11 protein-coding genes are annotated in these 12,764 nt (G+C 39.0%); 9 read left to right on the top strand and 2 right to left on the bottom strand.

The features are described 5' to 3' along the window. Window positions 1-40 precede the first annotated feature (40 nt). The 6 genes from ACYVM0_RS25150 to ACYVM0_RS25125 all read left to right on the top strand — a co-directional run bounded on the left by ACYVM0_RS25150 (window position 41) and on the right by ACYVM0_RS25125 (window position 7,940). Window positions 41-400, top strand: coding sequence for a hypothetical protein (locus ACYVM0_RS25150; protein WP_460561899.1), 360 nt, complete (start codon window positions 41-43; stop codon window positions 398-400). A gap of 29 nt (window positions 401-429) precedes the next feature. Continuing rightward, window positions 430-1,167 (top strand): class I SAM-dependent methyltransferase, encoded by a 738-nt coding sequence (locus tag ACYVM0_RS25145; protein ID WP_460561897.1) that lies wholly within the window; start codon window positions 430-432, stop codon window positions 1,165-1,167. Between the two features lie 50 nt (window positions 1,168-1,217). Further along, window positions 1,218-2,303 carry a glycine cleavage system aminomethyltransferase GcvT gene (gcvT, locus tag ACYVM0_RS25140; protein WP_460561895.1) on the top strand — a complete coding sequence of 362 codons (1,086 nt, stop codon included), beginning with the start codon at window positions 1,218-1,220 and terminating at the stop codon, window positions 2,301-2,303. Between the two features lie 131 nt (window positions 2,304-2,434). Further along, window positions 2,435-2,911, top strand: coding sequence for an SRPBCC family protein (locus ACYVM0_RS25135; RefSeq protein WP_460561893.1), 477 nt, complete (start codon window positions 2,435-2,437; stop codon window positions 2,909-2,911). 110 nt (window positions 2,912-3,021) lie between these two features. Continuing rightward, window positions 3,022-3,750, top strand: coding sequence for a 2-phosphosulfolactate phosphatase (locus ACYVM0_RS25130; protein ID WP_460561891.1), 729 nt, complete (start codon window positions 3,022-3,024; stop codon window positions 3,748-3,750). A 422-nt stretch (window positions 3,751-4,172) separates the two neighbouring features. Then, a complete protein-coding gene (locus ACYVM0_RS25125) occupies window positions 4,173-7,940 on the top strand; it encodes a DEAD/DEAH box helicase (RefSeq protein ID WP_460561889.1) in 3,768 nt (1,255 codons plus the stop codon). Between the two features lie 15 nt (window positions 7,941-7,955). Here ACYVM0_RS25125 and ACYVM0_RS25120 read toward each other — a convergent pair whose 3' ends face one another. Both ACYVM0_RS25120 and ACYVM0_RS25115 read right to left on the bottom strand, forming a co-directional pair. Next, entirely contained in the window at window positions 7,956-8,090 is a 135-nt protein-coding gene (locus tag ACYVM0_RS25120; RefSeq protein WP_430990004.1) for a hypothetical protein, read from the bottom strand. Between the two features lie 102 nt (window positions 8,091-8,192). Further along, on the bottom strand, window positions 8,193-8,351 hold the full coding sequence (locus ACYVM0_RS25115; protein WP_460561887.1) for a hypothetical protein: 159 nt from the start codon (window positions 8,349-8,351) through the stop codon (window positions 8,193-8,195). Between the two features lie 170 nt (window positions 8,352-8,521). Here ACYVM0_RS25115 and ACYVM0_RS25110 point away from each other — a divergent pair, with 170 nt between their 5' ends. The 3 genes from ACYVM0_RS25110 (at window position 8,522) to mgtE (ending at window position 12,763) form a co-directional block, all read left to right on the top strand. Continuing rightward, window positions 8,522-8,836, top strand: coding sequence for a DUF6660 family protein (locus ACYVM0_RS25110; RefSeq protein WP_460561886.1), 315 nt, complete (start codon window positions 8,522-8,524; stop codon window positions 8,834-8,836). A 75-nt stretch (window positions 8,837-8,911) separates the two neighbouring features. Further along, window positions 8,912-11,092, top strand: a complete 2,181-nt coding sequence (locus ACYVM0_RS25105; protein WP_460561884.1) for a TonB-dependent receptor — start codon at window positions 8,912-8,914, stop codon at window positions 11,090-11,092. Window positions 11,093-11,377: 285 nt separating this feature from the next. Beyond that, complete coding sequence (gene mgtE, locus ACYVM0_RS25100; RefSeq protein WP_460561882.1) at window positions 11,378-12,763, top strand: magnesium transporter; 1,386 nt, start codon at window positions 11,378-11,380, stop codon at window positions 12,761-12,763. Window position 12,764: the final 1 nt, after the last annotated feature.

Here is a 12,764-nt window from a genome sequence, read left to right as displayed (position 1 = left end):
TTTTTGGCGGGACTCTTTTTGAAAATTAAAAAATTGCGCCATGAAAAAAAGACACCCTTTACTATTTGTAAACCTGCTTGTGCTATTGCTTTCTGTGGCCTGTAACCTGGGCAGTGGTACAAGAACTATAAGTACCAATGATGGTAAAGTATCACTTAAAATTGAATACAAAGGAGAAGTATTTTTTAATACAGATGGAACAGCCATTGATGAAATTTCGCCGGGAGGTTATGTAAAATACAAGCTGAACGATAATCAACTGATAGCTGAACCAACTGACAGCGGCAACGTTAATTATAAACTGTATTTTGGCGATCGTCGCCTGGACCTTAATGATACAGCGGCAAAAGAATTTTTTAAAACGGCGATGAATACAATTGCCGAACGGTATGAAAGATAAGCGGCCGTAATAAATTTTATCTTTGTAAAATGAAAGATAATTTTTCGCAACAGGCAGCAGGGTATGCAAAATACCGGCCGCAATATCCGGATGCTTTATTTAGCTATATACTCGGTTTTGTAAAAGAAAAAAACACGGCCTGGGATTGTGGTACCGGCAATGGGCAATCTGCCGCTGTACTCTGCAAATATTTCAATACGGTTTTTGCAACCGACATCAGCCAAAAGCAAATTGATAATGCATACAAGGCCAACAATATTTTTTATGCTGTAGCACCTGCAGAAAAAACAAATATTGAAGAACATAGCGTTGACCTTATTACTGTATCGCAGGCATTGCACTGGTTTAATTTTCAACAATTTTATGCAGAAGTAAAACGTGTGGCAAAACCGGGTGCCGTTATTGCGGTGTGGACGTACAGTTTATTACAAATAACTCCTGCAATTGATGCAATTATTCAGCATTATCATTTTAATACACTAGCCAATTACTGGGATGCAGAAAGAAAATATGTAGATGATAATTATACCGGCATTCCTTTTCCGTTTGAAGAAGTAACTACTCCACCTTTTGCAATACAACTCCACTGGTCTTTAAAAGACCTGGAAGGATATTTTTATACCTGGAGTGCATTGCAAAAATTTATTACTGTCAACAACTTTAGCCCGGTAGCTGCACTGATGGCGCAGATACAGCCTTTATGGGGAGCGGATGAAAAAAGAGAAATTATCTTTCCTGTTCACCTGCGGTTGGGTACAATAAAATAACAGCTTACATTTGCCAACAATAAACAGATCATTAAACTAATTAAAACTACATGAAAAATACTCCCTTTACACAAAAACACATTGCGCTGGGTGCAAAAATGGCTGAATTTGCAGGTTATAATATGCCCATATCTTATAGTGGTATTAACGACGAACATGCCACTGTGCGTAATAATGCCGGAGTGTTTGATGTAAGCCATATGGGAGAATTTATTTTAAAGGGAGAAAATGCTCTGGATCTTATTCAGAGAGTTACCACCAACGATGCCTCTAAATTAACCAATGGCAAAGCGCAATACAGTTGCTTACCTAATAACGACGGTGGTATTGTGGATGACCTGCTGGTGTATTGTGTGGAAGAAAATAAAGTGTACATGCTGGTGGTAAATGCCAGTAATATTGAAAAAGACTGGAACTGGATCAGCAGTTTTAATGATAAAAAGGTAGAGATGCATAATATCTCCGACAAAACCTGTTTGCTGGCCATACAAGGTCCGAATGCTACAAAAATTCTGCAACCGCTTACCGATATGGATATAATGAATTTAAAATACTACACTTTTACAAAAGGCACTTTTGCCGGAGTGGAAAATGTTTTGGTAAGCGCAACGGGTTATACCGGCGCCGGCGGTGTGGAAATTTATTTTGAAAATATAAATGGCGATGCAGATAAAATATGGGACGCTATTTTTGAAGCAGGAAAAGCCGCAGGCATAAAACCAATTGGTTTGGGTGCAAGAGATACCTTACGTTTAGAAATGGGTTTCTGTTTATATGGCAATGATATTGATGATACCACCTCGCCACTGGAAGCAGGATTAGGCTGGATCACCAAATTCACCAAACCTTTTACCAACAGTGCTTTTTTTGAAAAACAAAAAGCAGCCGGTGTTACCAAAAAATTAGTGGGTTTTGAAATGCTGGAAAGAGGCATAGCACGGCACGACCATGAAATAAAAGATTTTGAGGGAACTATTATTGGTAAAGTAACTTCCGGCACACAATCACCATCATTAGGTAAAGCTATTGGCCTGGGCTATGTTGATATAAAATACGCTGCTATTGACAGCGAAATTTTTATCAGTATCAGGAATACGTTGTTGAAAGCTAAGGTGGTGAAAATACCTTTTGTGTAACAACCTCGTCAGCGGTTACAAATCCTGACGGCGGTGGAGTTGACTGGCGGCTAATAAAATATGAAAAATATCGTTTTTCAAATAACCACTGTCGGGGTTGATAGCCGGCAGGGTTAGTAACGAAATCAGAAATGCCAAAAATTCATTTAACAACATTCATCGCTGCGCCTGTTGAAAGGGTGTTTGATTTAAGCCGCAGCATTAACCTGCATAAAATTTCAACTGCAGGAACTGAAGAAGAAGCTATTGCAGGTGTTACAACAGGATTGATCAATTTAAATGAAACCGTTACCTGGAAAGCTAAACACTTTTTTAAAACCAGGCAACACAGTTCTTTAATATCTGCCATGGAAAAGCCGGTTCAATTTGTGGATGAGATGACAGCAGGGGATTTTAAAAGCTTCAGGCACGAACATTATTTTAAACCGGTTGATAACGGTACCATTATGATCGATATACTGGAATTTGAAAGTCCGTACGGGGCCTTGGGCAAATTTTTTAATGCTGTGTATCTTAAAAAGTATTTGCAAAAATTTTTAGAAAAACGAAATAACACTATAAAAGAGTATGCTGAAACACAGAAGTGGAAAGCAATACTAACCCCCTAAAAGTAATGGATAATTTTTCCGATTTGCAGAGAAGTTAATTCTTGGAAAGAACCCCCGATTTAAGGCATTATTAATTATCCATTACCTGACTATTCATTAAAAAACTACAGATGGAAAAAACAAAACCTACATTATACACCTGTCTTTCTCCGGCGCTATTACATTTATATGATTTAAAAAATGCCGTGGTGGTTATTATTGATGTTTTCAGGGCCACGTCAACAATTGCATCGGTTATAAAAAACGGTGCTAAGTGTATCATACCTGTTGATGAAGTTTTTAAAGCCATTGAAATAAGCAAGCAATTAGATGCCATTGCGGCAGGCGAAAGAGACGGACAGATTGCAGAGGGTTTGCAACACGGCAACTCTCCTTTAGAATACAGCAGGGAATTTATTGAAGGCAAAACATTAGTGCTTACCACTACCAACGGCACTAAATTATTGCAAATGGCTTTGGATAATAATGCAGATACTATTATCAGCGGTTCATTCCCCAACCTTTCTTCGGTTTGTAAATACTTAACAGAGCAAAATAAAAATGTGGTATTGGCCTGCGCCGGCTGGAAAGACCGTTACAATATAGAAGACACTTTATTTGCCGGTGCTGTTATCAGTAAAATAAAAGAGCACTTTACCATTCATTGCGACAGCTCCTTAACCGCAGAACTGTTATACGAAAGCAATAAACACAACCTGATGGGTTTTGCACCCCACCTTACCCATTACCACCGCCTGGTGGAGCGTTTTGGATTGATTGAAGATATCAGTTTTTGTTTAACACCGGATTCGGCAGATATACTGGTGCTGTATAAGGAAGGGAAATTAATAGCAGGGTAATGAAAATTGCATTAAAAAAGAGGTAGCAACCGGTTAATAATTTCCGCTGTTATTTCAGGTGCCTGCTGTTTTATCGGGGGAACAGGTGGCGGACCCTGTAACGCCGGCATAGGCTTTATTACAGACTTTTTTATTTTACTGGCTGCGATTTTGTTTTTTGCCATGTTTATGTTTGTTCGGGAACCATCAGTTTCATTAACGGCTAAAACAGAGGTAATTGCGCTGACTTTAGGGTTGGTTGTCTTTTTTGCAATGCTTCTGTTTATTTAACAGCAATTTTCACAACAAACTTTCCATTTTACGCCAGAAACTCAGTTATTTTCCTTTACTTTTGCAAATTGCCCTTTTCAGACTGGCTATTGGTTAAAAACCGCTGTGCTGCCTTACATCTGAAATCATAAATCGGCAATCCAAAATCATAAATGGCATTATCCCACCTTATCAAATATGTTTACAACAATGGTTCTGATGAAGTGATCCGCCGTGGAAAAAAGATCCAGTCGATGGGTTTTGTAGAACTGGTAGAGCATGATCACCTGATGGGCAGTGTGGTATTTCGTGTAAAAGACGATAGCTACAGTACTTTTTACAAAGTGTATATTCAAAAGTATGCTGATGCTAAAAGTATTTCTGTGCGTTGTGGTTGCCCTTATAACCTGGGAGATATCTGCCGCCACGAAGCAGCAGCTTTATTGCGCCTGCAGGAAATGATTGATAAGAATATGCTGGGCAATGCCGCTATCCGCTACAACCAGCGCCACACAGTAGCTAAGATGAAACATATTGACCTGAAGATGATCAAACTTTTTTCATCTCCCGGAATTTATGAGCAGGCAGAAGATATGTTACGCACCGTAAAGGCAACTATTTTAAAAGCAGGCGACGAAAGAGTGGAAGCTGAACTGGAGTACGACGGCCAAACCTTTCCGTTAGTAATACAAAAAAACGACGAACGTAATTTTGATACGTCCTGCAAATGCGACGAAGCAGAACACCCGCTTTGCGAACATAAGACAATGCTTTTTCTGCAATTACTGAATGCTTATGGCCCCTATTATTTTGATACCATCCGCAACTGGGATAAAGAAAAAAATAAATTACTACAGATATACGGTTATAGTTTAGACGATGACCTGAAAGGTAAATTTGAATTTACCTATAAAGACGGCAAGCCGTTTTTAAAAGTGCTGGACACTACTATTAAGCGTGTAGCAGCACCGGCAGCCGGCATGAGCAGCCAAAGACCTGCAGAAGTTTTTGTAACCCCGGTTGAAGAAACAGAAAATGAAACTGCCACGCAGGCGCCACCCGAAAAAAAGCTGGGTGTGGTATTTAACTTTAATGCTGCTACTTATCCATACTTTACTGTAGATGCCATACAGGGCGATGCTGATGAAGAGAATAAAAAATTTACCACTAAAGTTGAAAAGCTGGACCTGGCCAAGTTTGTAAATGCCGAAGTGTTTAGTGAAGATGATAAACAATTATTGCAGCAGGTGCGTAAGCTGCAGGTAAGTGAGATCAATAAATACCTTGACAGAAATTCTCCCTTCAGCGGTATCTGGGAAAATATCATCCAGACGGATGGGGATGAATTACCAGAAGAAACCAAGAGCCTGATGGCAGAATACCTTCAACCCAAACTGAAAAAATTATTTGAAGAGCAGGCTGCTAATAATTTTATTTTTTACCTGCCGGAGAAAAAGGTTTTTAAAACAGAAAATTTAAAAGAATTAGAAATAAGCGATCATTTTATTTCCCCGGTATTTAAAGTGCTGGCAAAAAATAATCATTTTGAAATTGCCTGCACGGTAAAAATGCAGGGTGATATTATCCCGTTTTCGGATAATGAATGCAACAGCAGCCTTGTTTTTTTGCACGATAAAACACTGTACCTCTGGCAAAAATCGGAAGATGTATTGCAGGCCGAAAAGTTTATTAAAGAAGGCAACATACAGTTAAGCAAAGAAAACTGGGCCGAAAAGATGCAGAAGGTGATCATGCCTTTAACTAAGGAGTATCACGTGGAGTTTGATAAAAATTTAATAAGGGAAATTAAAAGCGGCGAGCCTGATGTAAAACTGCAATTGCAGGAAAAGGGCGACTACCTTGTGTTTCAGCCCATATTCAGCTACCAGGGTTTTGAAACTAAAGCATCCGACAGAGAAACGATCACTATACCTGACGGTGATAAAATATTGATTGTACACCGCAATAAGGAAGCGGAAGAAAAATTTATTCAGAAACTGGAAGCATTGCATTCAATGTTTGTGCGGCCCAGCGATAACAGCAGCCTGGTTTTAAAAGGCGCTGACGTGTTGCGTAACAACTGGTTCTTTTTGTTTGTGGATGCCATGAAGGAAATGAAAGTACCGGTATATGGTTTTGAGGCATTAAAGAATTTCCGCTTCAACACTGCAAAACCTAACACACATATACATGTAAGCAGCGGGCTGGATTGGTTTGATGCCAAAGTGGAAATTGAATTTGGCGAACAGCGTGTAGGCATTGATGATATTAAAAAGGCGTTGGTTAATAAACAGTCGTTTGTACAATTGGGTGATGGCAGTTTGGGTATTTTACCCGACGAGTGGTTAAAAAGATATTCGCTGCTGTTTAAAGTAGGCGACGATCACCGCAACCGCCTGCGCTTATCAAAATACCACATGAGTGTGATTGATGAGTTGTACGAAAATCGTAACGAAACCGAACTGAGTTTTGAACTGGATGAAAAATTTGAACGCTTAAGAGAATTTAAAAATATACCGGAAATACCGGCACCCGAACATTTGCAACCTATTTTAAGGCCTTACCAAACTTCGGGTTTTCAATGGCTGAGTTACCTTAATGATGTAAACTGGGGCGGTATTTTAGCAGACGACATGGGTTTGGGTAAAACCATACAGGCATTAACCATGTTGCATCATTACAAAGCCACAACTGGCAATTTAAAAGCCATTGTTATCTGCCCTACTACATTGATCTATAACTGGAAAAATGAAGTAGATAAATTTACACCCGGCTTAACCTGGCATATTCATCATGGCAGTATGCGTAGCCGCAGCAGCGAAGACCTGCAGAAGTACAATATTATAATTACCACTTATGGTACACTGAGAAGCGATATTCAACTCTTATTAAAAATAAAATTTGATTACGTAGTATTAGATGAAAGCCAGGCCATAAAAAATCCTTCTTCTAAAGTTACCAAGGCTGCTTGTTTGCTGGAAGCAAAAAACAGATTGTGTATGAGTGGTACGCCGTTGCAGAATAACACATTTGATATTTTTGCCCAGATGAATTTCCTGAATCCCGGTTTGCTGGGCAGCATGGAATTTTTTAGAAATGAATTTGCAACGCCTATTGATAAATTTGGCGAGCAGGAACAGAAAGACCATTTAAGAAAATTATTATACCCCTTTATTTTACGCCGTACCAAAGAACAGGTGGCCAAAGATTTGCCGGATAAAACTGAAACCATTTTGTTTTGCGAAATGGAAAAGGAACAACGGGATATTTATGAAGCTTACCGTGATACTTACCGCAGTAAAATTTTGGGAGAAATTGACCAGCAGGGTATTGGCAAATCGCAATTGACCATTTTGCAGGGCCTGATGAAGTTGCGGCAGATATGCGACAGCCCGGCCATTTTAAATGAAGAGGACAAATATCCTAACCACTCTATCAAGTTAGATGAACTGGCGAGGGAATTAACAGAAAATATAGGTGAACACAAGGCCCTGGTATTCTCCCAGTTTTTAGGTATGCTGGGCCTTATCCGGAAAACATTAACGGAACAAGGTGTGCCATTTGAATATTTTGATGGCAGCACTTCTGCAACGGACAGGGAAAAAGCCATCCAGAATTTCCAGAATAATGATGAGTGCAGGGTATTCCTGATCTCTTTAAAAGCGGGTGGTGTAGGGTTGAACTTAACGGCGGCTGACTATGTGTACATTGTTGACCCGTGGTGGAACCCGGCAGTGGAGCAACAGGCTATCGATCGTACACATCGTATTGGCCAGACCAAAAACATTTTTGCATACAGGATGATCTGTATCGATACTATAGAAGATAAAATTTTACAACTCCAGGAGCGCAAGCGTAAATTAGCAAGCGAACTAATAGCCGACGACGCCAGCTTTGTAAAGGCGCTTAGTAAGAGCGATGTGGAGTATTTGTTTAGCTAGGTAATGCCGGGGCAATTAAGAAGCTATAAAATCTTTTAACCTCCTGAATTCCCTGTTGGAACTGGATTGGAAGAAGCTGTTAATTACAGCACCTAAAGACTTAACTAATACTGCAAATGCAGTTGGTTGGGATGATTGGATCTTTTTCATGTTATTATCGGATTTTGAACTTTAAAGTTACAATTCAACAGAACTCTTGTCAAGAGTGGTTTTGCTGATTTATAGGGTTCGGTATTTTCCGAAAGGATTGAGTTATTTTACAAGTGGAGCCTGCCATTTGCGCCTGAACTGTTTTCCTTTTTTATAATATCTTATAGGATATACATCCGGGTTCTGGCGGAGTTTGCCTATAAAGTTTCTTACTACCTGTAATAATGGATTGGTCATGAGGTGTTGATTAGGTTTATTCATAGTATAAAATATTGTCTTTTATGTAACGGGGGCCTAAAAAGAATATTGTATTAAAAGCCAAAAAGAGTAAAAATACCTGCCTGTAAATTCCGCTGTTAAAATGCAACCTTGTTGGAAAGATAACCGGCAACGATATCCAATTACAGTAATCAAAACTTTATTTTTGCAAAGTGAAACTATTGGCCTTTATATTCTCCTGGTACATTTTATTATTGCCTGCCCTTCCGTGTGCAGATGGTAATGAACGTACACCAGCCGATCAAACTGTAGTATCAGCATCGGGTTGCACGGACCAGCAGCATGAAGACGAAGCCTGCAGCCCGTTTTGCGCCTGCGCCTGCTGCGGACAGGTTTTTACACCGTGCTTTCAGCTGAACAAGATCAGCCTGGCCAAACCTGTTACACAAAAGCAACATTATTTTTATACCAGTGTTTCTCTTTCTTCCCGATATTCAGGCACTATCTGGCAACCGCCAAAAGTTTAGTTAGTGATAAAAGGCAGGTATGCCTTTACCGTGTTTTACAACACATCTATTATTCATTTTACTAAACACATAACAATGCAAAAAATAATGCTGCTGTTATTGGCTTGTATATTATCAGGCAATACCAAGGCACAACATACATTTAAAACGATCATAAAAGATGGGGCAACCAATGCGCCATTAGTAAGCGTAACGGTTTTGTTCGAAAAAAGTAACAAGGCCGGCGTATCCAACGAACAAGGTTATACAGTATTATATAATATTCCCCAGGGGAAACAAAAAATTGTATTTAGCTGCGTGGGCTATGCAACACAGGAACGCCATTTTGTTTTTCCTTTAAAAGATACCAATGCCATTGAAATAATAATGCAGCCCAACAAAGATGAGTTGAGCGAAGTAATTGTACAAAGCACCAGAACCAGCCGTACTATAAAAAATACACCCACAAGAGTGGAGACTATTGATGGGGAAGAGCTGGATGAAAAAAACAATATGCGGCCGGCAAATGTATCCATGCTATTGCACGAAAGTACGGGCCTGCAGGTACAGCAGACATCTGCTACCAGTGGTAATGCCAGCATACGGGTGCAGGGCCTGGATGGCAGGTACACACAATTATTGAAAGACGGCTATCCGAATTTTGGCAATTTTGCCAGTGGCTTAAGTGTGCTGGAAATTCCGCCGCTGGATCTTAAACAGGTGGAAGTAATAAAGGGGCCGGCTTCAACATTGTATGGCGGCGGCGCTATTGCCGGTGTTGTCAACTTCATCAGCAAAACACCCAACCAAAAATTTGAAGGGGATATGATCGTTAACCAATCGCATATTGGCCAAACGAATATTGGTGCCTATATATCACAAAAGAAAGGTAAGCTGGGCTATACATTTCTGGGCCTGGCAAATTTTCAAAAAGCATATGATGTGGATAAGGATGAATTTTCTGAAATACCGGAAAGCAACAATTTTACTATTAACCCAAGATTGTTCTATTATCCTGATGCAACTACTACCATTATGCTGGGTAACAGTTTTACCAAAGGCAATAATACCGGTGGCGATATGGAAGTAATAAAAGGAAAAGCAGACGCCAACCATACTTATTTTGAAAAGAATACTACCGTAAGAAATACCACTACGCTTGAAGTGGATAAAAAGCTGGGCGGTAAGAATAGTTTAAAACTAAAACAAAGCGTAAGTATTTTCGACAGGCACATCACCATTCCTAATTATAACTTTTCAGGTATCAGCACCAATAGCTTTACCGACCTGTCATTGCTTTTTGTTAAGCAAAAACATACCGTGATCAGTGGGGTAAATTTTGTGTTTGATAAATTTAAACAGGAAAACAGCAGTAGTCAGAATACGCAATCTTTTACTGCCGGCGTTTATTTACAGGATACCTGGGATATTACAGAGAAAGTAAAAATTGAAAGCGGACTTAGAATGGATAATGTGACCTATAAAAACAGTAACTACAATAAAAACCAAAGCTTTTTATTGCCCAGAACTTCGGTATTGTTTAAGATCAGCAATAAAATAAGTTCCAGAATCGGCGGCGGCTTAGGGTATAAAATTCCTACCATTTTTACGGAGCAAACCGAAACAATGCAGTATCAGCATGTACTGCCACTAAATAATGTAAAGGCAGAAAAAAGCGTTGGCGGCACAGCGGATATTAATTACAAAACAAATCTTTCTGTAGACCTTTTATTAAGCATTAATCAGCTGTTTTTTTACACCGGTATTAATCAACCATTGATATTGCAGAAAGACAATGCGGCCAATTATTATTTTATCAATGCCTCAAAGTCTGTTATCAGCAATGGTTTTGAAACCAACCTGAAATTTATTTTTAAAGAAGACCTGAAATTATTTGTGGGCTATACTTTTACCAATGCCAAAGCAAAGTATTTAACCACCAATCAGTTTCTGCCGCTTTTGCCAAAGCATAAACTCAACCTAACATTAATGTATGAAAAGGAAGATAATTTTAAACTGGGTTTAGAAAGTTATTTTACAGGTAGTCAGTATTTATACAATGGAAGTAAAACCCCATCTTTTCATGAGCTGGGATTTATGGCTCAAAAGACGTTTGATAAAATTTCCTTGTTTGTAAACTTTGAAAACTTTACAGATGAAAGGCAGAGTAAGTACAAAACTGTAGTGAATCCGCCGCACAGCAACCCCACATTTGATGATATCTGGAACCATACCGAAGGCTTTGTGGTAAACGGTGGTATTAAACTAAAGCTTTAACGATATCTTAGTTAAAGACAGTGTATTTTTACAGTGAATTAAATTTAAACAAAATGAACAGACTTAATTGTTGGAAATGTGTATTATTGCTTGCTTCTGTTTTAGGAATAGCACATGCATTTACTGCATAGTAATAAACACAGTATCTCTATATCGGGTCGCAGATAATAAAATATCTGCGACCCTTTTTTATATAATTGCAACCATACTGCATTTGGCGTTAACAATTAAAAAAGATTCATCCTGGTTACCTTAGTACATTTCCCAATGGCTAAAATTTGAGCGATGATGAATCTGAAAGAGATCAGTAAAAAAATTATAAAAGGCGATTTCAGCAGCCTTCTTGGTTTTGGCGGCAGCAATAAAAAAGTGCATCCTACAGAAGTTGCTAAAATGCTGGGTGCTGTACCCACCGAAACAGCTTTACAGGCATTTGAATCTTTGCCGGCAACAACGCAGTCAAAAGTTTTTGCTTACCTGGATGCATTATTGCAAAAGAAAATTGTAAAAAAACTTACCAAACCCCGGGCTGCATTTATTTTAAATGAACTGAGCTCCGACGACAGGATTGCTTTTTATTCTTCTTTAAAAGGTGTTGAACGTTCGGCTTATTTAGAATTGCTGAATGAAAAAAATAAAGATGCGGTACATGATATTTTAGGTTACCCGGATAATAGTGTGGCAAGGCTTATCAATACCGAATTTGCCACCATCAGTACAGAGCTTACTATTGCCGAAGCAAATGAACATTTGCGTAAACATCATAAAGATACCGAAGCGGCCAATGTAATTTATGTAGTAGATAGTGAAGGAAAACTGATTGACGATATTCCTGTCCGCAGGTTTATTTTAAATGATCCCAATAAAAAAGTAGCGGATATTTTAGATGGCTTTTGTGTTACACTACACATGACGGACAGTAAAGAAGATGCCGTAGCTAAATTTAAAGAATATGACAGAGTAGTATTACCGGTGACCAATGCAGAAAATATCCTGCTGGGCGTACTAACCGTAGATGATGTGCTGGATGCGGCTGAACAAAGGGATACAAAAGAGATACAGAACTTTGGTGGTGTGGAAGGGCTTGATTATCCGTATGTAAAAACTTCTTTTTTCTCATTGATAAAAAAAAGGGCAACCTGGTTAATAGTTTTGTTTGTTGGCGAAATGCTCACTGCAACAGCAATGGGTTATTTTGATGCCGAGATTTCTAAAGCAGTGGTATTGGCATTGTTTGTACCGTTGATTATATCCAGCGGTGGTAACAGTGGTTCGCAGGCTGCAACATTAATAATCCGTGCAATGGCCTTAAAAGAACTGACTATAAAAGACTGGTGGTTTGTAATGCGGCGTGAAGTTTTATCAGGACTTACATTAGGGTTTATTTTAGGCACTATAGGTTTTGTACGTATTGCAGTGTGGCAAAGCCTCCACCTTTATAATTACGGCAGGTATTGGTTTTTATTGGCGCTCACCATTTTCTTTTCGCTTATTGGCATTGTTATGTGGGGCACATTAAGCGGCTCGATGATCCCTATTGTTTTAAAGAAATGTAAACTGGACCCGGCCACTTCATCAGCTCCGCTTGTGGCTACCTTAGTGGATGTTACCGGCCTTGTAATTTATTTTACCTTCGCTGCAATTATTCTGAAAGGAACAATTTTAAAATAAA

The sequence above is a fragment of the Ferruginibacter profundus genome (genome assembly GCF_054783275.1).
The sequence above is the reverse complement of the archived record's forward strand: the minus strand, read 5'-3'. Positions and strand labels throughout refer to the sequence as shown.

Coding starts and splice junctions, on each gene's coding strand:
- ACYVM0_RS25105 (WP_460561884.1), top strand. CDS start 8,912: ATGCAAAAAATAATGCTGCTGTTATTGGCTTGTATATTATCAGGCAAT.
- mgtE (WP_460561882.1), top strand. CDS start 11,378: ATGATGAATCTGAAAGAGATCAGTAAAAAAATTATAAAAGGCGATTTC.
- ACYVM0_RS25130 (WP_460561891.1), top strand. CDS start 3,022: ATGGAAAAAACAAAACCTACATTATACACCTGTCTTTCTCCGGCGCTA.
- ACYVM0_RS25125 (WP_460561889.1), top strand. CDS start 4,173: ATGGCATTATCCCACCTTATCAAATATGTTTACAACAATGGTTCTGAT.
- gcvT (WP_460561895.1), top strand. CDS start 1,218: ATGAAAAATACTCCCTTTACACAAAAACACATTGCGCTGGGTGCAAAA.
- ACYVM0_RS25115 (WP_460561887.1), bottom strand. CDS start 8,351: ATGAATAAACCTAATCAACACCTCATGACCAATCCATTATTACAGGTA.
- ACYVM0_RS25120 (WP_430990004.1), bottom strand. CDS start 8,090: ATGAAAAAGATCCAATCATCCCAACCAACTGCATTTGCAGTATTAGTT.
- ACYVM0_RS25150 (WP_460561899.1), top strand. CDS start 41: ATGAAAAAAAGACACCCTTTACTATTTGTAAACCTGCTTGTGCTATTG.
- ACYVM0_RS25145 (WP_460561897.1), top strand. CDS start 430: ATGAAAGATAATTTTTCGCAACAGGCAGCAGGGTATGCAAAATACCGG.
- ACYVM0_RS25135 (WP_460561893.1), top strand. CDS start 2,435: ATGCCAAAAATTCATTTAACAACATTCATCGCTGCGCCTGTTGAAAGG.